The sequence below is a fragment of the Acinetobacter sp. YH12252 genome (assembly GCF_013417365.1).
In the GTDB taxonomy this organism is placed as follows: Bacteria; Pseudomonadota; Gammaproteobacteria; order Pseudomonadales; family Moraxellaceae; genus Acinetobacter; species Acinetobacter towneri.
Map to the genome: position 1 here is coordinate 221684 of NZ_VPEA01000004.1, position 22599 is coordinate 244282.

The 22599-nt window shown below is 43.6% G+C and carries 17 protein-coding genes and 3 tRNA genes; 13 read left to right on the plus strand and 7 right to left on the minus strand.

Annotated features, from left to right (window positions below; all coding sequences use genetic code 11):
* Positions 1–235: 235 nt before the first annotated feature.
* The 5 genes from FTV28_RS06135 to FTV28_RS06155 form a co-directional block, all read right to left on the minus strand.
* Positions 236–311 (minus strand) — tRNA-Lys (locus FTV28_RS06135).
* 52 nt (positions 312–363) lie between these two features.
* Positions 364–439: transfer RNA gene (locus tag FTV28_RS06140), tRNA-Lys, on the minus strand.
* A 21-nt stretch (positions 440–460) separates the two neighbouring features.
* Positions 461–536, minus strand: a tRNA-Lys gene (locus FTV28_RS06145).
* Between the two features lie 194 nt (positions 537–730).
* A complete protein-coding gene (locus FTV28_RS06150) occupies positions 731–2572 on the minus strand; it encodes a long-chain-acyl-CoA synthetase (protein ID WP_179989728.1) in 1842 nt (613 codons plus the stop codon).
* Positions 2573–2830: 258 nt separating this feature from the next.
* On the minus strand, positions 2831–6259 hold the full coding sequence (locus tag FTV28_RS06155; protein WP_179989730.1) for an Rne/Rng family ribonuclease: 3429 nt from the start codon (positions 6257–6259) through the stop codon (positions 2831–2833).
* Between the two features lie 762 nt (positions 6260–7021).
* Between FTV28_RS06155 and FTV28_RS06160 the strand changes: the two genes are divergently transcribed.
* The 7 genes from FTV28_RS06160 (at position 7022) to FTV28_RS06190 (ending at position 15024) form a co-directional block, all read left to right on the plus strand.
* Positions 7022–7984, plus strand: a complete 963-nt coding sequence (locus FTV28_RS06160) for an RluA family pseudouridine synthase (protein WP_179989732.1) — start codon at positions 7022–7024, stop codon at positions 7982–7984.
* Positions 7985–8337: 353 nt separating this feature from the next.
* Entirely contained in the window at positions 8338–9006 is a 669-nt protein-coding gene (locus tag FTV28_RS06165) for an HAD-IA family hydrolase (protein ID WP_004976034.1), read from the plus strand.
* A gap of 429 nt (positions 9007–9435) precedes the next feature.
* Positions 9436–10233, plus strand: a complete 798-nt coding sequence (locus tag FTV28_RS06170) for a 2-keto-4-pentenoate hydratase (protein WP_004976036.1) — start codon at positions 9436–9438, stop codon at positions 10231–10233.
* A 25-nt stretch (positions 10234–10258) separates the two neighbouring features.
* Positions 10259–11155, plus strand: coding sequence for an acetaldehyde dehydrogenase (acetylating) (locus FTV28_RS06175; protein WP_096901306.1), 897 nt, complete (start codon positions 10259–10261; stop codon positions 11153–11155).
* A gap of 11 nt (positions 11156–11166) precedes the next feature.
* Positions 11167–12186 (plus strand): 4-hydroxy-2-oxovalerate aldolase, encoded by a 1020-nt coding sequence (gene dmpG, locus FTV28_RS06180; RefSeq protein ID WP_131261066.1) that lies wholly within the window; start codon positions 11167–11169, stop codon positions 12184–12186.
* A gap of 426 nt (positions 12187–12612) precedes the next feature.
* Positions 12613–13884 (plus strand): OprD family outer membrane porin, encoded by a 1272-nt coding sequence (locus FTV28_RS06185; RefSeq protein WP_154321082.1) that lies wholly within the window; start codon positions 12613–12615, stop codon positions 13882–13884.
* Between the two features lie 279 nt (positions 13885–14163).
* Positions 14164–15024, plus strand: coding sequence for an alpha/beta fold hydrolase (locus FTV28_RS06190; protein WP_004976044.1), 861 nt, complete (start codon positions 14164–14166; stop codon positions 15022–15024).
* Positions 15025–15089: 65 nt separating this feature from the next.
* On the opposite strand, the gene FTV28_RS06195 is transcribed toward FTV28_RS06190, so the two are convergent.
* Positions 15090–15767, minus strand: coding sequence for a DUF1345 domain-containing protein (locus FTV28_RS06195; protein ID WP_096901303.1), 678 nt, complete (start codon positions 15765–15767; stop codon positions 15090–15092).
* A gap of 330 nt (positions 15768–16097) precedes the next feature.
* Complete coding sequence (gene hcaR / locus FTV28_RS06200; protein WP_179989734.1) at positions 16098–17000, minus strand: DNA-binding transcriptional regulator HcaR; 903 nt, start codon at positions 16998–17000, stop codon at positions 16098–16100.
* Positions 17001–17281: 281 nt separating this feature from the next.
* Here hcaR and hcaE point away from each other — a divergent pair, with 281 nt between their 5' ends.
* The 6 genes from hcaE to hcaD all read left to right on the plus strand — a co-directional run bounded on the left by hcaE (position 17282) and on the right by hcaD (position 22576).
* Positions 17282–18649 carry a 3-phenylpropionate/cinnamic acid dioxygenase subunit alpha gene (gene hcaE / locus FTV28_RS06205; RefSeq protein ID WP_179989736.1) on the plus strand — a complete coding sequence of 456 codons (1368 nt, stop codon included), beginning with the start codon at positions 17282–17284 and terminating at the stop codon, positions 18647–18649.
* Positions 18646–19164: a 3-phenylpropionate/cinnamic acid dioxygenase subunit beta gene (gene hcaF, locus FTV28_RS06210; RefSeq protein ID WP_104853007.1), complete on the plus strand. Its 519-nt coding sequence runs from the start codon at positions 18646–18648 to the stop codon at positions 19162–19164. The genes hcaE and hcaF overlap by 4 nt, the downstream gene beginning before the upstream one ends.
* Entirely contained in the window at positions 19164–19490 is a 327-nt protein-coding gene (gene hcaC, locus FTV28_RS06215; protein ID WP_004976057.1) for a 3-phenylpropionate/cinnamic acid dioxygenase ferredoxin subunit, read from the plus strand. The genes hcaF and hcaC overlap by 1 nt, the downstream gene beginning before the upstream one ends.
* A gap of 2 nt (positions 19491–19492) precedes the next feature.
* On the plus strand, positions 19493–20308 hold the full coding sequence (gene hcaB, locus FTV28_RS06220) for a 3-phenylpropionate-dihydrodiol/cinnamic acid-dihydrodiol dehydrogenase (protein WP_004976058.1): 816 nt from the start codon (positions 19493–19495) through the stop codon (positions 20306–20308).
* A gap of 71 nt (positions 20309–20379) precedes the next feature.
* The gene (locus FTV28_RS06225) at positions 20380–21345 is read left to right on the plus strand and encodes a 3-carboxyethylcatechol 2,3-dioxygenase (protein WP_167845747.1); all 966 of its coding nucleotides are present in this window, start codon (positions 20380–20382) and stop codon (positions 21343–21345) included.
* Between the two features lie 4 nt (positions 21346–21349).
* Positions 21350–22576: a 3-phenylpropionate/cinnamic acid dioxygenase ferredoxin--NAD(+) reductase subunit gene (hcaD, locus tag FTV28_RS06230; protein WP_131261062.1), complete on the plus strand. Its 1227-nt coding sequence runs from the start codon at positions 21350–21352 to the stop codon at positions 22574–22576.
* Positions 22577–22599: the final 23 nt, after the last annotated feature.

Genomic DNA, 22599 nt, shown 5'->3' on the forward strand with positions numbered 1-22599 from the left:
ATTCGTGAAAAACTTTTGGGCTTTTGTTTTTTTACATCAAGTTTTTATTTGGGATGTGTAAAGTATGATTTATCAATGATGGCACATCGTCTACAACTGAATTGAGCAAGGTGTAGTGGATAAAAGTGTTAGTCAAACAGGGCAGAATACGGGAATTCTATAGTAAATTACGAAACTGCACGATCCACAGAACAGTGCTGTGATGACTGGTAATTTAAAGATTTTTTAGAAGGAATGGTGGGTCGTCCGCGATTCGAACGCGGGACCAACGGATTAAAAGTCCGCTGCTCTACCGACTGAGCTAACGACCCAGAGGAGTAAAAATGACGATGATCATTTTTAAAGTATCAACCTTGAAGAAGATGGTGGGTCGTCCGCGATTCGAACGCGGGACCAACGGATTAAAAGTCCGCTGCTCTACCGACTGAGCTAACGACCCATCTAAGGTTGATCAAGGAAATGGTGGGTCGTCCGCGATTCGAACGCGGGACCAACGGATTAAAAGTCCGCTGCTCTACCGACTGAGCTAACGACCCTGAACCAGCAATCAAGCAGGCTTGATTGTGAAGTGCAAGAAAAACCAGAGGGTTTTAAGCACCACTTCGTTTGATGGAGCGTATTGTAGCAAGATATGAAGCGAGCGCAAGTAAAAAATAAAAAAGTTGCCTATGTTTGATTATAAATGCAACAAATTTGTCGTATCTAATCAAAAAATAGGCAACATAGTGGCTTAGAAGCGATATTGATACTGTTGAATATTGTCGTAAATTTCTTGGGTCAGCTCGCAATAAGCAGATTGGTTTGGCAATAACACCAGAATTTTTTCATCACACTGTTTTAAATCAAAACCTTGAGTTTTCAGGGTGTTCTTCTGATATTTAAATGTACCTGTGGTTTGCATTTGCTTTTGAATGCGTAAAAAAACGGGTACTGCATAAGCGGGCATTGCTTTTTTAAACTCCACCAGCATTTGACGCAAGTCTTGTTCATCTAACTGGCAGCCTTCGTTTAAGGTAATCGCAGCCATACCTGCACGACCATTGGTATGTGGGATTTCAACGCCATACACGACAGCTTCAGCAATTTTTTCATAGTCACTGACAATGTTTTCTACTTCTGTGGTGGATACGTTCTCACCTTTCCAGCGGAAGGTATCACCTAAACGATCAACAAACTGGGCGTGACGGAAGCCAATGTCGCGGACTAAATCGCCCGTGTTAAAATAGGCATCGCCTTGTTTAAACACGTTTTGCATCATCACCGCCTTGTTTTTTTCAGGGTCGGTGTAGCCATCAAACGGTGAGCGACGGGTGATTTTTCCAATCAATAAGCCGACTTCGCCTTTTTTGACTTTCATGCATTTGCCTTTGGCATCGCGTACGGGTTCATTTTTTTCTTTATCAAACTGAATGACCGCATAAGGTGTCGGTGAAAAACCAACCGTGTTGTCAAAGTTAAACACATTGCTAAAGCCGACGTTGCCTTCGCTAGACGCATACAGTTCCAGAATTTCCTGAACACCAAAGCGTGTTTTGAATTTGCTCCAAATATTAGGACGCATGCCATTGCCAATCATTTTGGTCACACGATGCCCACGCTCTAAATCAGAAGCAGGCGCATCCATTAAATAACGGCACAATTCGCCCACATAGCCAATCGCAGAGGCATTGAATTTGTGTACATCTTGCCAGAAGCATGAAGTGGAGTATTTTCTACGGATGGCAAAGGTGGCACTGCCTGCAATTACGCCACACCAGCACACCACAATGCCTGTGGCGTGGTACAGCGGCAGAGTGCAGTACATCACATCATCCTGATTTAAACCCAAGACATGACCATAGGTACCATAAGCCAACGTCCAACGGCTATTGGTGAAAATCACCGCTTTAGGTAAGCCTGTTGTACCTGAGGTATAGATATAAAACAGCCCATCTTTGCCCTGTACTGACTGTGTGGTGGCAGGGTTAAAGCTTGGGAATGATGCAATGCATTGCGCTAAATTTTGAAAACCTTCAGGAGCAGTACCTGCATCCAAGCGTGTATTTTGGTCTGCAAACCAATACAGACGATTTTCTGCAAGCTCAAGTTCTTGGCGAATATCGGCAATGGCTTGGCGACATTCTTCCCCCACAATCACGGCAATTGGTTTGACTAAATTGATGCTGTGCGCCAAAACTTTGGCGACTTGTGCGGTATTGACCAAAGCCGCGATAACGCCAATTTTTGCCAAGCCAATGACACTGGCAATTAATTCAGGGCGATTTTCCAACATCACCGCAATGACATCACCTTTGCGTGCGCCAATGCTTAAATAGTAATGTGCAATTTGGTTAGCCCATGCGTTGAGCTGCAAATAGCTGTACTGCTGATCTTCAAACATCAAGGCACAACCATGCGGGTTACGATGCACGGCTTTTTCAAACGCAAGACCTAAGCCTGCAGGCGTATTGGGTGTGCGTAAATAGGCTTGCTTTAACCCTGTGATCAGGTGGGGCACTTTAGTCATAAACTGCGGAATTTTTGCCGCAACATCCGTTAAGCCAATTAAATCGCTTTTTGTCATCTGGTACATAAGAATCCTGTTTTTGTCATCATCCGTTGCATCTGCAAAGCATCGCGTCTTATTGTTTTGTAATCCCTTAGTCCTAGTGCAATCAACCTAATTTTTAGCTTTGACTGATGTTTTTATAAAAGCTGTTAAAAATCAAAAACACCTAACACCAAATTAACTTGCTTAAATTTAAGTCACCACTGCATTTGCTCTAAAGTAGCAAAAAAAATCCAGTCATTAAAATGACTGGATTTTTTTATTCCGCTGCAAAAGTGCGAATTAAGACTCAGTTGGCGGAGTTACTTTTTTAGGTGGACGACCACGTGGGCGACGCGGACGTGCAGTTTTCTCTTTTTCTGCTTTGTCCTGTTCAGATTCAGCAGTTTCGACTGGGTCATCTACTGCTAATTCCACTTGTACAGGTGCGACCACTTCAACGGCAGTTTCTTCTTGCGCTGCTGCAGTTTCAGTGACAGTTTGTGCAAGGTCGTCTTGCGCGTTCAACTCTGGCTGAGTAGCTTCAGTTGTAGCCTCTACTTCAGGGTTTACTTCTGTAGTTGCTTCGACTTCTGTGCTTAGCGCTACAGACGTTTCTGCAGTAGAGTTTGCTTCTACAGATGCGTCGGTAGTTGCCACAACGTCAGTCGTTGGCTCTGCTGCAGGTGTGCTTTCTGCTTCAGCTTTTTCTACTGCCTGTGCTTGCTTGGCTTGTTCCAAGGCTTGCTCAGCAGCTTGTTTGGCTAAACGACGACGCTCACGCGGATCGTTGGCAACACGCTTATCTGACACAGGTTTTGGTGGAGTCAGATCTAACACAGGTGCAGGTTCTGCTTCTGGTGCGGCTTTCGCAACTTCCACATCACGTGTGACAGGTTTTTTCTCTGCCACAGGCGCAGCTGTTGCAAGCGTTGCCGCATATTCATCGGTGAACTTTTGCAAAGCACGATTGAACGTTGGAATTAAACCAAACTGTTCAATCAGGACTGAGCAATCTTCACCATAGACGTGGCGAATCAGACTACCAATGCTGTATTGCGCTAAAGTTGGCACCTGTGAAGGCGTTAACTTTGGTGCAGTTACTTGCTGCGCTTGACCTTCACGTTGCTGACGACGACGCTGACGCGGGTCATTGCTGGCACGTTTTGCAGGCGCAGTCGGTTGTGCTTGAGCTTCCGCAGGTGCAGCTGTTTCTTCTGCAACAACGGCTGCAGCCTCTACCACAGCAACAGCTTGAGTCGGTTCAGCAACCGTTTCAAGCAGAGTTGCTTCTACTGCTGTCACTGGTTCAGCCGCTACTGGCGCAGCATTCAATGCCACAATTTCAGTTTGAGCTTGATCGACATTCACCACCAAAGCCGTTGTATTGAACTCTTGACGCGGTGCGTCAATTAACTCCACTTTCGGATGATTAGAAGCCACTGCCGTAGTCGTTGCTTGCTCATTCAATACGCTTGGGTCGCGGTGACGATTTGGGCGTTCTGGACGAGGTTGGTTGCGACGGTCACGACGTGGCACGGCATTTTGCTGCTGCTCATTGTTATTTTGAGCTTCTTGCTGCTGTGGTGCTTGGTCATTGTTGTGCTGACGACGAGAGTTGCGTTTGTTTTCACGCGCTTCCTGACGTTGCTCCTGACGCGACATCTGAACCACTTCTTCATGCACTTGATGTTGTTGATTGTCGTGCTGAGTTTGCGGCTCACGTTGCTCTTTGTTTTTGTTGTTATTGCTGTGACGTGGCTTTTTGTTATTGTGACGCGGAGCTGGTTTGTCTTCACGTTCAGCAGATTTGTCTGCAGAGTCCCGTTCAGTTTTTTGTGCCACTGTCGATGGTGCAAGGTACACATTTTGACTGCTTGCAGCAGGGGCCACAGAAGCAGTTGTAATTTGACCAAACTGACCACGGCTCACGGCACCGCTATTCACCATTTGCTCAATGGCTGCTGCAGCGTTGTTGGCAGTACGTGCTTGATCAATGGTAGATGCTTGTTTTTGCACAAACAGATTTTCTAACCATGCACATGGGCTGGCTGCTGTAGTTGCTGCCGCAGGTGCAGACTGTTGTGCAGATGCTTTATTTTGCTGTGCTGCTTGTGGTTTTCTTGCAGAAGTTTTTTCTGCCGCAGGTGCAGCAGCGTGGCTGTGCGATTGATCGGCTTCTTCTAAATGCCATTCAGAAGATTCATAACCCAACTCTTTTTCGCTTGAACGAGTTGCTTCAGTACGTTCATAGCTGGTTCGTGCAAAGCCTTCAGGATTATACGAAATTTCGTAATGCGGGGTTTCTAAGTGTGGGTGAGGTAATACAGTCACACGCACATTTGAAGTTTGCTCAAGGTAAACCAGACTGTGACGTTTTTCATTCAGTAAGAATGCTGCAATTTCAACAGGTACTTCGACTTGAACTTCACCATGACGTTCACGCAGGGCAATTTCTTCCACTTTACGCATAATTGAAAGTGAAAGAGAGCGTAGGTCACGTACCATGCCTGTACCGTGACAGCGTGGGCAAACGTAACCAGTCGCTTCTTCAAGTGATGGACGTAAGCGCTGACGGCTCATTTCCATTAAACCAAAACGTGATAATTGACCAAATTGAATACGTGCGCGGTCACTTTGTGTTGCTTCACGAAGTTTGGCTTCAACCATACGTTGGTTGCGGTCTTTGGTCATGTCGATAAAGTCGATGACCACCAAACCACCGATGTCGCGTAAACGCAATTGACGCGCAATTTCTTCGGCAGCTTCAAGGTTGGTATTAAGCGCAGTATCTTCAACATCTTGACCACGGGTAGACTTAGCCGAGTTGATGTCAATTGAAACTAATGCTTCAGTTTGGTCAATGACAATTGAGCCGCCTGAAGGCAATTTAACTTCACGCTCATAAGCTGTTTGAATTTGGCTTTCGATACCAAAATGCGCGAATAGCGGCTCATTTAAAGTATAGGTTTTTAGCTTGTCTAACTGACGTGGCATCACGGCTTTTACGAAGTTATAGGCTTCGTTATAAGCTTGTTCTGAGTCAATTAAAATTTCGGCAACATCATCACGTAAGTAGTCACGAATCGCACGTGTCACCACACCTGCTTCTTGGTGTACCAACATTGGCGATGGGCCAGAGCTTGCGGTGTTTTGAATTTGCGCCCAAAGGTCAAGCAAGTGTTGTAAATCAAGCTGTAATTCTTCTTGTGAACGACCAATGCCCGCAGTACGTACAATCACGCTCATGCCGCGTGGCACGTTTAAAGATGCCAACATTTCTTTGAGTTCTTCACGCACAGAACCTGAAATTTGACGACTGATACCGCCACCTTTCGGGTTATTTGGCATAAGCACTAAATAACGACCAGCCAAAGAAATGAAGGTAGAGAGCGCAGCACCTTTGTTGCCACGTTCTTCTTTTTCTACCTGTACCAAAAGCTCAGTGCCTTCAGTGATCAGTTCACGAATATTAGAAGTTTGGCGAGGGTCGGCTTTGTAATAAGAGTTTGCGATTTCACGCATCGACAGGAAGCCTTGGCGACCTGCACCGTATTCAACAAATACGGCTTCTAAAGAAGGTTCTACACGGGTCACATGACCTTTGTAGATATTCGATTTTTTTTGTTCACGGGTACGATTTTCTAAATCGAAATCGTAAAGACGCTGACCAGTGACAAGTGCAACGCGAATTTCTTCGGCATGTGTTGCATTAATCAACATACGTTTCATGGGTGTAACACCTAATAGTGATACACAGCAAAAAATCGCTAGACACGTAGCGAACATCAAGCATCACGGATCAACTGCTCAGATCTCAAAAAAACCAATTGTGGTCTGAGCTTTTTTTACCGGCCTTTTTGTGTGGGGCTGCGGTGTATGATTCACGTATTGATGATGGCAATACGGCTTTAACCTTTAAACGGATAAAGTCACCTGATCGCTTCACTGGCGGACGAGCGGTGTATTGGATGTGTGTAACTTTCACTGTCACATTGCTCGAAGATCATCTCTTCTTTCATAGATAGAGTGTCTTGATACGGAATTATCGTCGTATCTTTACAAATTGTGCAGATCCAATACATCAAACGCTTTAGCCTGAAGTGGTTTTCAGGGTGCGACTAATCTGATGTGTATCAGTTTACGTTTAAAAACCAACTAGAGTTGGCGACATATTTTTTCAGGCAAACTGATTTATGTACCTGAGGTACAATTAAACGCAACAGTTTGCTTTTTTGCCGATATAATAAGCCTTCGGCGTCGGCATAATTCTTTTGGGACCTGCTCGTATGTAGTGGGATGTTGGTTGATTGCTCTATTTCAGAAAAACCTGAAAAGATTCAACGTGAACCCACTGACGATGGTTTCCGTGCGCTGACTATATCAAACCTTGCATCATCTGCCTATGGGCTAAGCTTATGTTTCTTGTGTAAAGCATAGCCTAAATGATCAGTTTTTAATCAATTTTAGTATTTTATTAGGTCTCTTAACTGTATGAATTCTACCCAACAATGGCAAAGTGTCACTTGGTTTGAAGTGGATGAGCATCAAGCGGGTCAACGCATCGATAATTTTTTGTTTAGTCGTTTAAAAGGGGTGCCTAAAAGTCGCATCTATCGTTTGATTCGTGAAGGGCAGGTGCGGGTCAATAAAAAGCGCATTAAAGCAGAAACCAAACTGAATATTGGCGATCAAATTCGTGTGGCGCCGATTCGCTATGAACAAAAAGACGACAGTGCTGCTCCAATTTCAGACAAGGTGGCACAGGGTTTATTGAGCCGTGTGGTTTATGAAGATGAAGGCTTGATGGTGGTGAATAAACCTTCGGGCATTGCAGTCCATGGCGGCAGTGGCGTTGCCTACGGGTTGATTGAAGGCTTACGTGCTGCGACAGGTAAAAAATATTTGGAATTGATTCACCGTATTGACCGTGGTACTTCAGGCTTGGTGATGATTTCCAAAAAACGCAGTACCTTAAAAACCCTGCAAGATTTATTGCGCGAACATAAAATCCAAAAAACTTATGCTGCGATTGTCAAAGGGCAGGTGAGTTTGGATCAACAATTGATTGATGCGCCGTTGCATCGTTATGAATTGGCGAATGGCGAACGTCGTGTACGTGTGTCTAAAGAAGGTAAAGAGTCTAAAACCCAGTGGAATGTGGCTGAGCGTTTTATGCATGCAAGCTTGGTATATGCTTCGCCGTTGTCAGGACGTACCCATCAAATTCGTGTGCATGGTTTAAGCATTGGGCATCCGTTGGTGGGTGATGATAAATATGGTCATCAAACTGAATATCGGGGTCCTGCGCCACGTCGTTTGTGCTTACATGCCATGCGTTTGGAAATTCCAGGCTATCCTGTGATTGAAGCGCCTTTACCTGAAGATATGCAGAGTTTGGTGGCGCAGTTGAGAGCGCAAAAGACGGATAAGCCGACGGCGCCACCTGAGTTTTAATTTTTGTAACTCTCTGTTGTGCGATAGCAGCTTGCTTCTTTTTAAAGATGAGGAACATTGTTTCGCAAAAAGGAGATGAGGTTTTCAGGGGTAATTCACTGCCACATTTTAAAGTTTTTAATTTAAATTTTTGGTGTATAGGCTATGCCTTACTTTTCAAAGATGAAAAGTAACAAAAAACTTTTGTTTCGCTGATGGAACATCTCTGTGCCACAGCGAAACGGCGACATCCATGTCGCCCTTCGCGTATCGAATATTTGTTGTGATATATGTGCTGATTCTTGGTCGTTTATCCTTTTGAGTTAAGGTAAAGCGAGGGAATTTAAAAGCCGAATCAAATTTAGGAACCTAATATGAATAAACCTGTAGAACTCATCATTTTTGATTGGGATGGCACCTTATTTAATTCCGTCGGTCAAATTGTGGCGAGTTTGCAGTTCGCAGCACAACAATTTCAGCAACCCCTGACCGATGCTGCGGCTAAAAGTATTATTGGTTTGGGTTTGCCTGAAGTGGCACAGCGTTTATTTCCTGAAGTGCCAGAGCTGCATCAAGCGATTTTGCAGTGCTATTCAGAACACTATGTCGAACACTCAAAAACCGATGCTTGGTTTGAGGGTGTGGCAGATATGCTCGATGAGTTGTCAGGTTTGGGATTGAAATTGGCAGTGGCAACAGGCAAAAGCCGTAAAGGTTTAGACCGAGTGTTGGCGCAAACCCAAAGTCAGGATTTGTTTGTGGCGACACGTGCTGCAAGTGAAACCAAATCTAAACCTGATCCTTTAATGTTGCAGGAAATTTTGAGCAGTACCGATGTGCAGGTCGAGCAAGCGATTATGGTGGGTGACACTTCTTACGATTTGGAAATGGCACAAAACATTGCCATGCCGCGTGTAGGCGTGAGTTATGGCGTGCATAGTGTAGAGGTGTTGCAGCGTTATCAGCCTTTAACCATTGCAGATGATGTGCCGAGTTTGCATGATTTTTTAGTGCAGCAATATCGTTTACGTCAGGCGAGTTAAACCCAGTAAAACAATTTAGATGAATTTGAAATTAGAGTAACTTGAAAAATTTCAGGTTGCTCTTTTTTTATGTACTTTTGGGAGCGTCATAAAAAGGCTTAGCTTTTAGTCTAAAGTTAGGATTAAGACATTTTAAGATTGCTGCGAATTGCCGAGTCAATGACTCGGAAAATAATGTCATAGCCTACAGACAACTGTTTTGCTTGCTTTTTATAAAAATAGATTAATAGCTAATAGCTATTGAAAAAAAGAAAATAAGTATTGGCATAAACCCGCCATTTTTCCGATTCTTAATCAGTTTACATACCTCTGAGCTGGATAGCTTGTCCTGAGAATGGACAAGATCGGGGTCATCATCCCTATTTTCTATTATTACCTTTCCAACATCTCGGGGTATATGCCCAATTTTTGCAGTTTAAGGAAACATTGATGTCGAATTCTGCTGTTGTTGAATCAGTTGCGCAAGCATTACGTACTGCCGAACTCTCTCAAACTGCGATTGCGCCAATCCGCCCAGAACTTGGTGGTGAAAGTGCTGACGTAGATATTGCCTATGCCGTTCAAGAAGTGAATACCGAACGTGCCTTAAAAGAAGGTCGTCGTTTGGTGGGGCGTAAAATTGGTTTGACCTCTAAAGTGGTTCAAGCACAACTGGGTGTAGATCAGCCTGACTTTGGCATGTTGTTTGCCGATATGGCTTATGGTGATGGTGAAGCGATTCCTGCAGGTTTGCTGATTCAGCCAAAAGTAGAAGCAGAAATTGCATTGGTGATTAACCAAGATCTAACCAAAGAAAAACACACGTATGCGGATATTATCAGCGCGACTGAATATGCCTTGCCTGCCATTGAAGTGGTCGATAGCCGTATTGAAAACTGGAAAATTAGTTTGATTGATACCGTGGCCGATAACGCATCTTCTGCTGCATTCGTTCTAGGTTCAAAACCAGTCAAGCTAGAAAATCTGGATTTGGTGAACTGCAAAATGGTGATGACCCGTGGTGAAGAAGTAGTTTCTCAAGGCGTGGGTAAAGCTTGTTTAGCAAATCCATTAAACGCTGCCGTGTGGTTAGCCGATGAAATGGTGCGCCGTGGTCGTCCATTGTTAAAAGGCGACATCATCTTAACTGGTGCTTTAGGTCCTATGGTTGTTGCACAGCCAGGTGAAGAATTTAAAGTCGAAATTGAAGGCTTTGGTTCAGTGACAGCTGCGTTTGCTGCGGAATAAATCGAGATTCTAAGAGAGTACATGCATGAAAAAGATTAAATGTGCAATGATCGGTCCAGGTAATATTGGTACAGATTTGCTTTATAAATTACAACGCAGTGAATGGTTAGAGCCTGTGTGGATGGTGGGAATTGACCCAACCTCTGAAGGTCTAGCTCGTGCGGCAAAAATGGGTTTAAAAACCACAAGTGACGGTGTAGATGGTCTTCTTCCTCACGTACTTGAAGATGATATTAAAATTGCTTTTGATGCAACTTCTGCTTATGTGCATGCAGAAAATAGCCGCAAACTGAATGAGCTTGGCGTGTTGATGATTGACTTAACGCCTGCGGCAATTGGCCCATTCTGCGTACCGCCAGTGAACCTTGAAGCGTTGCTACAAGCGGGCGAAGTGCCAAACGTCAACATGGTGACTTGTGGTGGTCAGGCAACAATTCCTATGGTGGCTGCAGTTTCTCGCGTTCAACCTGTGGAATACGGTGAAATTATTGCAACGGTATCAACTAAATCTGTGGGGCCGGGTACACGTAAAAACATTGATGAATTTACCCGTACCACTGCAGGCGCGATTGAAGAAGTTGGCGGTGCAAAACAAGGTAAAGCCATCATCATCATTAACCCAGCTGAGCCACCTTTAATGATGCGTGATACCGTTCACTGCTTAGTGGAAGGTGAGCCAGATCAGGCAGCGATTACAGCATCTGTGCATGCCATGATCAAAGAAGTGCAAAAATATGTACCGGGTTACAAACTTGTAAACGGCCCTGTTTTTGATGGCAACCGTGTTTCAATTTTCTTGGAAGTTGAAGGTTTGGGTGATTACTTGCCTAAATATGCAGGTAACCTAGACATTATGACTGCAGCGGCTGCACGTACTGCAGAAATGTTTGCAGAACACGTTTTCAAAACTGCTGAAGCTTAAGGAATACCAAAATGTCTAAGATTATTATTAATGATATGACTTTACGTGATGGTATGCACCCAATGCGCCATCAAACCACGCCAGAGCAAATGGTTGCCATTGCAACTGCTTTGGATGATGCAGGTGTACCTTTAATCGAAGTTACGCATGGTGACGGCTTAGGCGGTAACTCTGTGAACTATGGTTTTGCAGCCGCTACTGATGAAGAATATCTGAAAGCAGTGATTCCAAACCTGAAACAGGCAAAAGTTTCTGCACTATTACTGCCAGGTATTGGAACAGTTGATCATTTGAGAATGGCGCATGATGTAGGCGTGGCAACCATTCGTGTGGCGACACATTCGACTGAAGCAGACGTTTCTGAACAGCACATTACTGCAGCACGTAAACTGGGTATGGACACTGTGGGCTTCTTGATGATGGCGCACATGGCTTCTCCAGAAAAATTGCTCGAAGAAGCACAAAAAATGGTGTCTTACGGTGCAAACTGTATCTATGTAACAGATTCTGCAGGCTATATGTTGCCTCAAGATGTGACTGATCGCGTAGGTATTTTACGTGCCAACCTCGCCTCAGACATCGAAATTGGTTTCCATGGTCACCATAACTTGGGCATGGGCGTTGCGAACTCTGTATCGGCTGTGACCGCAGGTGCAACCCGTGTTGACTTGGCTTCGGCTGGTTTAGGTGCAGGCGCAGGTAATACACCACTTGAATTGTTTGTAGCGGTCGCAAACCGTATGCAAATGGAAACAGGTGTGGACTTGTTTAAAGTGCAGGATATTGCTGAAGACTTGATCATTCCAATGATGACGCATCAAATTCGTGCAGACCGTGATGCAGCAACTTTAGGTTATGCAGGTGTTTACTCATCGTTCCTATTGTTCGCAAAACGTGCCGAAGCAAAATATGGAGTATCTGCGCGTGAAATTCTACTTGAGCTTGGTCGTCGCGGTACGGTGGGCGGTCAGGAAGATATGATTGAAGACTTGGCATTGACTATGTCTAAAGCACGTGAAATGCAAGCCTAAGTTTTTAATATAAAGCAGGCTTGAATTAAGCACTCCAAATGCGTTTGGGGTGCTTTTTTATGCTGTGAAAGATGTAAAATGTGCTGAATTTTGTGCTGATTAAAATGTTTTTCTTATAAGTTGGGTTTATAGAAAATAACGCTAACACATGGGTTTAAAGTTAAAAAAGATTAATCCTTCACATGATGCAAAAAATAACAATGTTTTTCGCCTAAATTAAGCAGTGAATTCAAATAAAAATTCATCTGGTGAGGATTTAGGACTTAATTTTTTATCGTTAAAAAGAATTAAAAAACTTGGAAAAAAGTTGCTAAATACAGAAAGTGCTGAATTTGTAGAAAAGCTTAATACTGTGGTCGGATTTTTTTCATGACAAGAGTTTTGCATGATGCCCAGATTCGCTTATTGGATGAATAGGAAAAACGCATGCATCGTCACAATTTATGGATAGCACTTTTTGCTGCGACAGCAACTTTAGGGACAACTGCAACTCAGGCAGATTTTATTGACGACAGCAATGTTCAACTTAAATTTAAGAATTTTTATTTAGATCGTCAAATTAAAGACAACCCTGCGGGGAACTTTGGTTCATGGTCACAAGCAGTCACCTTGGATGCTAAATCGGGTTATCACGATTTAGGCGTAATTCAGGTGGGTGCTGATCTTCTCGTTCAACACGCAGTAAAACTCAATGGTCGTGATAAAAATGCAGACTGGGTTTTGCCGCATGATGGTAAAGAGTCAAAAGATCATTTTGGTAAGGTCGGTGCAACTCTAAAAGTTAAATTTTCTGAAACTGAATTAAAAGTAGGTGACTTATTACCAATGTCACCTGTGGTGTTTTTTGACCCATCGCGTCAATTGTTAACGACTTATAGCGGTGCATGGTTAGAATCAAAGGATTTAAAAGATACTAAATTAACTTTGGCTTATTTAGACGGTATTAATGCACGTTATGATAACCAATACCAAGATTTTACGTTGTTCCCTCAAAATAATTTTTCTGCTGCTGAAGCGAATAAATTAAGCACAGACGATGGCATGTATCTTGTGGGAGTAGATCATCAATTTACCCCTAAAGTAGGTGGAAGTTATTGGTATGCGGATGTAACCAACATCTATCAACAACATTATGTCGCTGCAAACTATAAAACGACTTTGGCTGAAAAAACTAAGCTGGATACCCATGTACGCTATTTTGACAACAGCGAATCGGGTGACAAGCTGTATGGCAATATTGACAGCCAGGCCGTGTCTGCGGGTGCAAAAATCAACAATGGGATGCACACTGTACAGTTAGGTTATCAACAAATGTTTGGTGAGCACGGTACAAAAGCCCCAATGTTCCCGACCTTGGGCGGGTGGGTGCCGCAGCCTTACTTAGACAACTGGTCTGTGGCGAGCTTCATTCGTAAAGATGAGCGTTCTTGGAGTTTGGGTTATACCTATAATTTTGCTGATGTGGGTGTTCCTGGTTTAACAGCGACAGTACGTCATTTCCGCGGTGACAATATCGATCTGGGCGCAGGCAAGCCAGAAGGTAAAGAAAACGAAAATAACGTCATTGTGAACTATGTTGTGCCAGAAGGTAAGCTTAAAGGTTTAGGCTTTAATTATATGTTCATCGATACCAATTTTAACTTTGCGAATGACTTAGAAGAACACCGTATCGCCACGACTTACACTTATAAATTCTAAAGCTAGATAAAAATTAGAGCGGCTTTTTATAGTCGCTCTTTTTTTTAATATTTACTGAATAAATACCTTATATAAATTAAGACTTTTATTTTATTAAATTTATAAAATTCAAAGAGTTGTTTAATCGTTTTTTTGTAGGTTGTGATCGTAAATTTGTATCAGTTGATGCCGTGTGAACAGGTAATATAAGCCTGTAAAAGTAATGTTGAATGAGTCCACTTGACGTCAAATTCTATACCTAGAGCCAAACGCAAGCTAAAGACTGTACGAGGAGTATATATGAGCACTGTTCAAATCCCTGACTATACAACAGATCCATTCTTTGGCTTAGAAGATAAATGGATTGAAACAGCAGAAGGCGAATTAACGCATTATCATGAAGTGGGTGAAGGTACACCTATTCTATTTTTACACGGTTCAGGTACAGGCGTATCGGCTGCTGCAAACTGGTGGTTAAACTTGCCACAAATTGGTGAGCAAGCACGTTGTATCGCCATTGATACCATCGGCTATGGTCAAACTGTGGTTGCACCGGGCACACAATATGGCATCCGTGCATGGGTAGATCATGCTGTACGTACTTTAGATGCATTGGGCATTGAAAAAACTTGGTTGGTGGGTAACTCGTTGGGTGGCTGGTTGGCATTCCAGTTGGCATTGGATTACCCAGAGCGTGTTCTTGGTATTATCTCAATGGGTACAGGCGGTGCAAAACAGACTGCAGCCCTCAAAGCGCATGCAAATCCTGTATTGACTGAAGAAGGCATTAAAAAGACGCTTTCAATGTTCGTGGTAAATAAAGACTTGATTACAGATGAGTTGGTCAAAGTCCGTTTTGCTTCTGCAAAAAATGACTATGCTTCAGACCGTTTAATGGATGTTGTGGGCGCGCGTGACCGTGACCGTTTCGAGTTCCCACTCGACTTTGACAAAATGAAAGACATCACTGTGCCTGTATTGCTGATTCACGGTACACAAGATGTGGTGATTCCAGTATCGCGTACATGGGATATTTTAAATATTGTGCCACATGCCGATGCACACATTTTCAGCCAATGTGGTCACTGGTCACAGGTTGAAAAAGCGGAAGAATTTAACACTGTGATTAAAAACTACTTAACTGCACGTGGCGTAAATTAAGCGCAGTGAGGTAAAAAAGGATGGCAATTTGCCATCCTTTTTTATGGATGTTTTATGTACCCAATTTAGTGCTGAATAAAGCTCGCGACCAAGTTAATGCAAATTGCCAAAATAGTGGTATTAAAGCTATAAGCCAAAATAATATGTAGCGTGTTCAGTACCCGCATGGGTTGTGAGCTAATCGAGACATCGGCGGTTTGTGCAGATGTACCAATCACATAGCTGAAATATAAAAAGTCAGGATAGGTTGGATGCGACGTCTTGGGAAAATCCAAACCACCTTCTTGCTGCTGTTGCAGTGCCAAATAATAGTCATGCGCATAGTGAATCGCAAAAATGGTGTGCATAAAAAACCAAGCACATAAAATAGTGGTAATGGATAAAATAAAATGTCCCATGCGCACAAACTCACTTTGTGCAAATAAATTCACCTCGACAATGATCGCAATAAAGCACATCACTAAGGTTAGAAATACCAAGAATAAAATCAGCCATTTGCTGGCATCTTGTTGTTGGGCACGTTGTAAAATATGTGCATGATCGCTGTGCCACAAACTGCGCATGGTTAAAACCAAATAGCAGGAAATCGCGATATTCCAGCTAATCAATAAACAGCTTGACCATGACCATGCAGTGAGGGTCTGAAAAATAGCATACAGCACAATGGTAATCACAAAACTGATAAAAAAATAAGGACGATATTGAATCCCTGTTTTCATTCTGCTGAAGGGTGTTTTTATCATTCTTGATCCTTTCTGGATGTGCAATCTAAAGGTGTTACTGCCTGTTATCATCGGCTTAATTTTAGAAAATAGCGATGGGGTGCCTATTTTAACTTATTAGACTTAAGTTGTAATTTGCAGGAAATGTGGTAGCGAAGCGAGGAAAAAGCAGACTGCAAAAATGCGAATGTTTGAGTGTAAGAATGAGCAGTAGTTCAGAAAAAGATTAAAAAAATAAGTTTAGACTTAAGTCTAAAGCTTTGTTTTAGCATTTAGGATGCACAAAAAAGTGCTTGATGCATCAAGCAGCAAGCACTTTTGAAAGGTTGAAAAACGCGAGTGGTTTTAGAATTATTGTTCGCGGTTGATGTCCAAATAGAACACACGTGTGAGCAGTTCCATAAATTTCTGTACCGCAGCGGAATGGCTGTTTTTGCCGTAGCTGACGTATAAATCTAAATGTGGAAGTTCTACATCAAGTGGACGGATGACGGTATTTTCCATGGTTAGCGGAGCAACATAGCCCGGTAAAATGGTGCAACCCAAGCTCATACCAATCGAGTTGATATTAAATAAAATGTTGTCAGCTTTTTGCACAATGTTTAGTTCAATGTTGTGCTGTTTGGCAAAATCGACAATCAAGTGATGCAGATTATAAGAAGCCTCTGCCGAAGGAATAATAAAATCAATGCCATTCAATGCTTTGACAGGAACGCGTTCGTATTTTGCTAACGGATGATCTTTGGGCAAAATAAAAATCAGTGGTTCACGCAGTACAAACTGGCTTTCAATTTCATCACTGTTGATATTGTGACGGGTAAAGGTGATGTCGAGTTCACCTTTTTTAATCATTTTCATTTGCTCAGTGTTGTTTAGGCTCAGCAATTCAATTTTTAAATCTGGGTTTTGTACTCGTAAATTAGGCAGTACAAAAGGGAAAATTTTCATTTCTGCCACAGGAACAAAGCCAATACGCAGCATTTGCTGTTTGGCTTGTGACACCTGACGCGCCATGGCAACCGCTTTGTCGGCTTGCGCCAAAGTCAGACGGGCCTGTTCTAAAAATACAGCACCTTCTTCGGTTAGCTCGACTTTACGTTTGGTACGGTTGAGTAGCTTAACGCCGACATCTTCTTCTAAATCTTTAATTTGCTGACTCAGCGAAGGTTGAGCCGTATAAAGTTTAAGTGCGGCTTTACTGAAGTTGAGTTCTTCAGCAACGGTAATGAAGTAGCGAAGGTGACGTAATTCCATACAACCATTCCAAAGATTAATTCAAAATATGTCTAATTATAGATTAATAAAAGAATGATCTATAAACAACTATTCGGTGAGAATTATTGTGTCATTCGCGAAGTAAATAGGGTTTCATCATTATGCAACGATTTAAATGCAAAATATAATGTTGGATTAATCTATAAAAACTATTAATTGAAACAAAAAAAATATTTCACTAAACGTCCCTAAAAAACCATTATCCATCAAAAGTTGAGTCTATTTACTTTGTGCCGTTGTTGGTCACAGGAGAGCTTTTCATGAGTGGAAAAATTGATGTGCGCGAAATCGACGCTTTGGTCGATGCACAAAATGGACGTATCACTCCATCTATTTATACAGATCCAGATATCTACGAATTAGAACTTGAACGTGTGTTCGGCCGTACGTGGTTGTTCCTGTGTCATGAAAGCCAAATTCCTAAAGCTGGCGACTTCTTCAACACCTACATGGGTGAAGATCCAATTATTGTGGCACGTCAAAAAGACGGTTCAATCAAAGCATTTTTAAACCAGTGCCGTCACCGTTCTATGCGTGTGAGCTTTGCAGACTGTGGTAATACCCGTGCATTTACTTGCCCATATCACGGTTGGTCTTACGGTATTGATGGTTCACTCAAAGATATTCCTTTAGAAGAACGTGCGTATCCACAAGGTGCTTGTAAAGAGCAATGGGGCTTGGTGGAAGTGAACCGCGTGAAGTCTTACAAAGGCTTGATCTTTGGTTGCTGGGATGAAACCACTCCAGACCTAGAAGAATATATGGGCGACATCGCTTGGTACTTAGATGGCGTGATTGACCGTCGTCCGGGTGGTACTGAAATTATTGGTGGCGTACACAAGTGGGAAATTGACTGTAACTGGAAATTTGCTGCAGAACAGTTTGCTTCTGACCAATATCACGCTTTGTTCTCACACGCCTCTGCCATTCAGGTACTTGGTGCAAAACCAGATGATGACAGCAGTAAACAATTGGGTGCTGCACAAACCGCTCGTCCTGTTTGGGAAACTGCGAAAGACGCACTTCAATACGGTTCACGTGGTCACGGTTCAGGTTTCTTCTTTACAGAAAAACCAGATGCAAACGTATGGGTAGATGGCGAAGTTGCTAACTATTTCCGTGAAACGTATGACGAAGTTAAAGAGCGTTTAGGTGAAGTTCGTGCCTTACGTTTGGCTGGTCACAACACCATGTTCCCAACACTGTCTTGGTTGAACGGTACTGCAACACTGCGCGTATGGCATCCACGTGGTCCAAACAAAACTGAAGTATGGGCATTCTGTATTGCCGATGCTGAAGCACCTCAAGACGTGAAAGAAGCATTTGAGCGTTCTGCAACACGTGCTTTCGGTCCTGCAGGTTTCTTAGAGCAAGATGACTCTGAAAACTGGATTGAAATTCAAAAAGTATTGCGCGGCTATAAAGCACGTCAAAACAAGCTCATTGTCGAAATGGGTAAAGGCAACGAAAAAGTACGTGAAGATGGTATTCCAGGAATCACCAACTACATTTTCTCTGAAACTGCAGCACGTGGTATGTACCGCCGTTGGGCAGACTTGCTGATCCATGAAAAATGGGAAGACGTTGAAAAAGCAGCTGACGAATACGAGAAGGAGCTAATGAAATGAGTCAAATCAGTTTAGAACTTCAACATGAAGTGAGCCAATTCTTGTATCGCGAAGCAAAATTGCTGGACGACTGGAAATTCCGTGAGTGGTTAGACCTCATGGCAGAAGATATTTCTTATACCTTGCGTACCACACCAAATGCGCAAACCCGTGACCGTCGTCGTTCAGTTGAACCACCTACAACTTGGGTGTTCAACGACAACAAACACTTGCTTGAGCGCCGTGTTGCACGTCTGGAAACAGGTATGGCATGGGCTGAAGAACCTCCGTCACGTACCACGCATATGGTCAGCAACGTGATTGTTGAAGCGACAGAGGTCGAAGGTGAATACGACGTACACGTAACTTACTTGTTGTACCGTACTCAAAAAGAGAAAGACGTGACTATTTACTGTGGTAAGCGCCATGACAAAATCCGTCGTGTTGAAGGTGGCTTAGGCTTCCAGATCTTCAACCGTAAGATTGTACTTGACCAAGTAACCTATAACTCACACAACCTGAGTGTATTCTTCTAATGAATAAAATCTTTGTTTGCCAAGTTGACGAATTAGACGAAGGCGAAGCGTTAAAAGTGGACTGCGGTGTGAACGGTATTGAAGCACTGGCAGTATTCAACAACGGTGGTGAGTTCTTTGCCATGAATGACCGTTGTTCACACGGCAATGCCTCAATGTCTGAAGGTTATCTTGAAGATGATGGCACGGTTGAATGTCCACTACATTCTGCACGTTTCTGTTTAAAGACTGGTCAAGCCTTATGCTTGCCAGCCACCGACCCGATTCAAACTTTCCCTGTGGTGGTTGAAGACGGCGCGTTATATGTAGAAATGGCAGGAGAGTAAGCATGGGTTGGCTAAAAGGCGAAGTGGCACTGATTACAGGTGGCGGTTCTGGTTTAGGTTGGGCTTTGGTCGAGCGCTTTCTTGAAGAAGGTGCGCATGTGGGCGTGTTACAGCGCTCACAATCTAAAGTTGATGCCTTAAAAGAGCGTTTTGGTGATCAAATTGTGGCAGTCGCTGGTGATGTTGCCAACTATGCAGACAATGTCCGTGCTGTGCAGGCCACTGTGGAGCGTTTTGGAAAGCTGGATTGCTTTATTGGCAATGCAGGGATTTGGGATCACTACGCAGATATCGTCAATACTTCTGGTGAGCAGCTTGAAAAAGCCTTTGATGAAATCATGGGCATCAATACCAAGGCGTTAATCTTGGGGGCAAAAGCAGCACTGGATGAGTTGGTGAAATCTGAAGGTTCTATCATCTTAACCTTATCCAATTCTGCGCTGTATTCTTCAGGCGGTGGTCCTGTTTACACTGCATCGAAACATGCAGGTGTTGGCATCATGAAAGAGTTGGCTTATGAGTTGGCACCCAAAGTACGTGTCAATGCCGTTGCGCCTTCAGCGATGAATGTCAATATTAAGGGTGCAGCATCTTTAGGTCAGGAAAACCTAGGCTTACTTGATGCACGTGACCCTGAAAAAATTGCACGCGGTATGCCGCTGAATTTCTTGCCTGAGCCAGAAGACATGACTGGTTCGTATGTGCTCTTGGCATCGCGTCAAAATAACCGTGCGCTGACTGGCGTTCTGATCAATGCAGAATGTGGTTTGGGTATTCGTGGTTTGCGTCAACCACGTGCAGGTTTTTTTGACGAATAAAATTGAGTCTAAATTCAATAGACGAATCGGCAGCCTTTCTCTGGGCTGCCTTCCTTATTTAGGAGTCTTTCATGGCCGTTAAACTCATTTGTGCATCGCACAGTCCTTTAATGGAATTTGCAACACCGCAAGATCAATCTAAAGAACAAAAAGTTCGTGCTGCCTTTGAGCAACTTTCTGCCGAAGTCAAAGCATACGATCCAACCCTGATCATTACCTTTGGTCCAGACCATTTCAACGGTTTCTTTTACGATTTGATGCCAAGTTTCTGTGTCGGTATTCGTGCTACGGCTGCGGGTGACTGGGACTACGGCAAAGACAACAACCGTATTGATGTACCTGAAGACAAAGCCTTGGCGATGGTGCGCCGTGTGTTGGATGAAGGTGTAGATGTTGCATATTCGTATCGTATGCAGGCCGACCATGGGGTGACTCAGCCATTACACTTTTTGTGTGAGGGGCAGCTAGATCGTTATCCAACCATTCCCGTGTTTATTAATGGCGCTGCAGCGCCGATGCCAACCACCAAGCGTACCATTGCTTTGGGGCGTGCTGTGGGTCAATTTATCAAGTCGTTGAATCTTGAAAATGAACGTGTTCTTGTTTTAGGTACAGGTGGTTTGTCGCACGATCCACCAACACCGCAAATGGGTTCAGTACCGCCTGAAGTTGAAGAATTTTTAATTGCAGGTCGTAATCCGAGTCCTGAAGCACGTCATGCACGTCAGGCTAAAGTGATTGCAGTCGGTCAAAAACTTGCAGCAGGTGATACCTCTGTGGCTGTGCCGCTCAGCCCTGAGTGGGATATTGCCTTGCTTGAAAAATTCAAACAGGCAGACTTTGTGGCTATGGAAGCCATGACCGAAGCTGAAATTCGTCGTGATGGTGGTCGTGGTGGTCAGGAAGTCCGTTCGTGGATGGCTGCTTTTGCTGCGTTAGATGAACTGGGTGCGTATGAAATGACCACGCATTGCTATGAAGATATTAGTGAGTGGATTGCGGGCTTTGGCATCGTATCTGCCGAGTTAAAAGGTTAAGCCCATGAGTGTAGAAACAATTGTGATTGTGGGTGCAGGTCAGGCAGGGGCGAGCGCCATTCTTGAGCTGCGCGGCAATCAATATGCAGGCAACATCATCTTAATTGGCGATGAAACACATTTGCCTTATGAGCGTCCACCGCTGTCTAAAGACGTGATTTTGCGTCCTGAAGAAACCAAAATCGAGATTCTGTCGGAAGAAAAATTGGCAGAACTAGGTGTGACCACTATTCGTGGCAATGGCGTGAGCAAAATCAATGCCGAAGCACATACGGTTGAATTGCAAAATGGTGAGGTTATTGCCTACGACAAGTTGTTACTTGCCACAGGCGGTGCTGCACGTCGCTTGCCAAATTTTGATGCCTTAGGTAAACACGTTTACACGTTGCGTAATCTTGAAGACTCGCAAGCCTTAGTCCCTGTATTACAAGCGGGTCGTCGCATCATCTTAATTGGTGGTGGTGTGATTGGTTTAGAGTTGGCATCTTCAGCACGTTTTAAAGACTGTCAGGTAACTGTCATTGAAATGGGACCAATGGTGATGGGACGTTCATCACCACTCATCTTGAGTGAGTTTTTACTGCAACAGCAGTTATTGGCAGGAGTTGATGTACGTCTGTCTACGCAAATTGCAGATTGCAAGCTAGATGGTGAAGAAATTGTCGTGACCCTAGAAGGTGGCGAAGAACTACGTGCCGATGCGGTGATTTACGGTATTGGGATTATTCCAAACGCACAACTGGCAGTTGAAGCAGGCTTAGATGCAGACTTTGCCGTGCATGTGAATGAAAACTGTCAAACCTCAAACCCAGACATTTATGCTGCGGGCGATGTCGCATCACAACTGCGTGAATGTGGCAATCATCGTCGTGTAGAAACTTGGGAAAATGCCAACCTGCAAGCAGGCATATTCGCGCGTCATGTGATGGGCGTTGAACATCCTGTAGCCAATCCCGCTTGGTTCTGGACTGATCAACTCGACATTAACTACCAATTTGTAGGAGATATGTCAGCAGCAGAATGGCATGTGCGTGGTGAGATGGATGCTTCCAAACGCAGTGAGTCTTCATTCGTATTGTTTGGTGTGACCGATGGCGTGATTGTCGGCGGAATTACCGTCAACTCAGCCAAAGATATGCGTCACTTGAAAAAGCTGATTGCTAAACAAGCTGCTTTTGAAGCAGACAAATATTTAGATGTGAGCCAAGACCTTCGCAAATTGGTGAAGTAAGCTTGAACTGATGAAAAACAGAC

Bases quoted from the DNA above. Each gene is read 5' to 3' on its own strand.
- hcaD (WP_131261062.1), top strand. From the start codon at position 21,350: ATGAGTGTAGAAACAATTGTGATTGTGGGTGCAGGTCAGGCAGGGGCG.
- hcaR (WP_179989734.1), bottom strand. From the start codon at position 17,000: ATGGAATTACGTCACCTTCGCTACTTCATTACCGTTGCTGAAGAACTC.
- FTV28_RS06225 (WP_167845747.1), top strand. From the start codon at position 20,380: ATGGCCGTTAAACTCATTTGTGCATCGCACAGTCCTTTAATGGAATTT.
- hcaE (WP_179989736.1), top strand. From the start codon at position 17,282: ATGAGTGGAAAAATTGATGTGCGCGAAATCGACGCTTTGGTCGATGCA.
- FTV28_RS06155 (WP_179989730.1), bottom strand. From the start codon at position 6,259: ATGAAACGTATGTTGATTAATGCAACACATGCCGAAGAAATTCGCGTT.
- FTV28_RS06160 (WP_179989732.1), top strand. From the start codon at position 7,022: ATGAATTCTACCCAACAATGGCAAAGTGTCACTTGGTTTGAAGTGGAT.
- FTV28_RS06165 (WP_004976034.1), top strand. From the start codon at position 8,338: ATGAATAAACCTGTAGAACTCATCATTTTTGATTGGGATGGCACCTTA.
- dmpG (WP_131261066.1), top strand. From the start codon at position 11,167: ATGTCTAAGATTATTATTAATGATATGACTTTACGTGATGGTATGCAC.
- hcaC (WP_004976057.1), top strand. From the start codon at position 19,164: ATGAATAAAATCTTTGTTTGCCAAGTTGACGAATTAGACGAAGGCGAA.
- FTV28_RS06195 (WP_096901303.1), bottom strand. From the start codon at position 15,767: ATGATAAAAACACCCTTCAGCAGAATGAAAACAGGGATTCAATATCGT.
- hcaB (WP_004976058.1), top strand. From the start codon at position 19,493: ATGGGTTGGCTAAAAGGCGAAGTGGCACTGATTACAGGTGGCGGTTCT.
- FTV28_RS06175 (WP_096901306.1), top strand. From the start codon at position 10,259: ATGAAAAAGATTAAATGTGCAATGATCGGTCCAGGTAATATTGGTACA.
- FTV28_RS06150 (WP_179989728.1), bottom strand. From the start codon at position 2,572: ATGTACCAGATGACAAAAAGCGATTTAATTGGCTTAACGGATGTTGCG.
- FTV28_RS06190 (WP_004976044.1), top strand. From the start codon at position 14,164: ATGAGCACTGTTCAAATCCCTGACTATACAACAGATCCATTCTTTGGC.
- hcaF (WP_104853007.1), top strand. From the start codon at position 18,646: ATGAGTCAAATCAGTTTAGAACTTCAACATGAAGTGAGCCAATTCTTG.
- FTV28_RS06170 (WP_004976036.1), top strand. From the start codon at position 9,436: ATGTCGAATTCTGCTGTTGTTGAATCAGTTGCGCAAGCATTACGTACT.
- FTV28_RS06185 (WP_154321082.1), top strand. From the start codon at position 12,613: ATGCATCGTCACAATTTATGGATAGCACTTTTTGCTGCGACAGCAACT.